The organism is Lapillicoccus sp., from assembly GCF_036559105.1.
GTDB lineage: Bacteria > Actinomycetota > Actinomycetes > Actinomycetales > Dermatophilaceae > Lapillicoccus.
This window is the reverse complement of sequence record NZ_DATBTV010000106.1, coordinates 1-1,590: the sequence shown is the minus strand read 5'-3', so window position 1 is coordinate 1,590 and position 1,590 is coordinate 1. Positions and strand designations below refer to the sequence as shown.

The following is a 1,590-nucleotide window of genomic DNA, read 5'->3' as shown; positions in this document are numbered from 1 at the left end:
GAGGGCGGTGATGACCTCGATCTCTGCGAGGGTCTGCTGCAACGCGTTGGAGAGGGTCATCGTGAGTGGCACGGTGTCACTGCCGACGGTGTGCCGCGCCCGGTAGGTGCCGCCCCGGGTCTGGATGTCAGTGGCATGCGTGGTGGTGGTGAATAGGCCCCGGCGGATCTCGGCGGTAACAAGGTGAGCCTGCCGCCGCCTGGGCTGTCCGCAGCAGCAGACGACGCCGGCGGCGTAAGACGCGCACACTGCCATAGATGCGGTCGCCGCCATACCTGTCACCAGGGGCGCATTCGCGGTGCCGGCGCCAGGCGCCGGTGAGTCGTCGATCCAGACGCGGGCGTCGATACGGCGAACGCCGTCGACGAACAGGACCGCGGACGGATGCGGCACGTCGCTGCCGGCGGGGATAGGTGCCCACTGGTCCGCGGGTGTTTCGACGTCGGTCTCGACGCGCGCGACGGAGGCGGGTAGGTCCTCGTCGGCGACGGCGAGCGCAGTGCCGTAGCTGACGTCCCACGCGTCGACGCAGAACCGCATCCCGAGAGGGCTGCTGGTCGTGTCCTGCGTTCCGGAGACCGTCATGCGGTGATCCGTTCGATGTGGGATCTGGCGCCGGTGCGGGTGACCTGGAAGCGGACCGGGATCCGGTCGGCGAGAGCGGGAACGTGGGTGATAACGCCGACCATCCGCTCTCCGGCCAGGTTCTCCAGCGTGGCCGCGACGACGTCGAGGCTCGTTTCGTCGAGGGTACCGAATCCTTCGTCGAGGAAGATCGACTCGAGTTTCGCGGCGCCGGACGCGGCGAGGGAGGCGACCTGTCGGCTGAGGGCGAGCGCGAGTGCGAGGGAGGCTTGGAACGTTTCTCCGCCGGACAGGGTCCGGACCGGGCGGGTCGAGTCGGCGTCGTTGTGGTCGATGACTTCGATGTCCTTGCTATGGATCCGCAGCTCGAACTGTCCGGACGACATGTCGAGGAGGAGGTCGGAGGCGTCGGCGACGAGGGACGTGAGTGCGCTTTCCAGTAGCCATGCTTGGAACGCGTCCGAACGCAGCAGGTTGGCGAGGGTGGCGGCGACCTGCGCTTGCTCGGCCGCTTCTTCCTTTTGTTTGTGGAGGCGTTGTCGTTCGTGGAACCGGTCTGCGGCGTGCTCCGCAGCGATGCGCGCGACCGCGGCCGCGTCGGCCACGTCTCGGGTGACCGTGGTGTGGAGTTCGTTGGCTGGGGTGTGCAGGTCGGGCAGTGGCAGCTCGGCGCGGGCGAGGGCGTCGCTGAGTCCGGCGACGGCGGCCTGGTATTCCTTCGCTGCGTGGTCGGCGGCGTTTCGAGCCTTCATCATGTCGCCGACGAGCGCCGATTTCTTTGTTCTGGCCCAGCCGTCGAGCTGGTTCCACGCTGCGGCAAGGGTGTCCTCGGCGATGGCCGGTGCGCCGTAGCGAGTGAGTGGGTCCCGCATCGTGGCCAGCTGTGTCCGGCTGTCGCGGGCGAGCGCATTAAGCTCATCGACCGTCTGCTGTGCGTGGATGCGTGCCTGGCGGGCTTCAGTGAGCGCGCCGCGCGCCTCGCCAGCAGCCTGGTCGAGGCGGTCG

The 1,590-nt window shown here is 68.5% G+C and carries 2 protein-coding genes; both read right to left on the bottom strand.

The features are described from left to right. The coding region (locus tag VIG79_RS13745; RefSeq protein WP_331886543.1) for a hypothetical protein at nucleotides 1-540 on the bottom strand (540 nt) is incomplete at its 3' end. A gap of 41 nt (nucleotides 541-581) precedes the next feature. Further along, nucleotides 582-1,590 (bottom strand): SbcC/MukB-like Walker B domain-containing protein (locus VIG79_RS13740; RefSeq protein ID WP_331886541.1); only part of this gene is annotated, 1,009 nt, incomplete at its 5' end.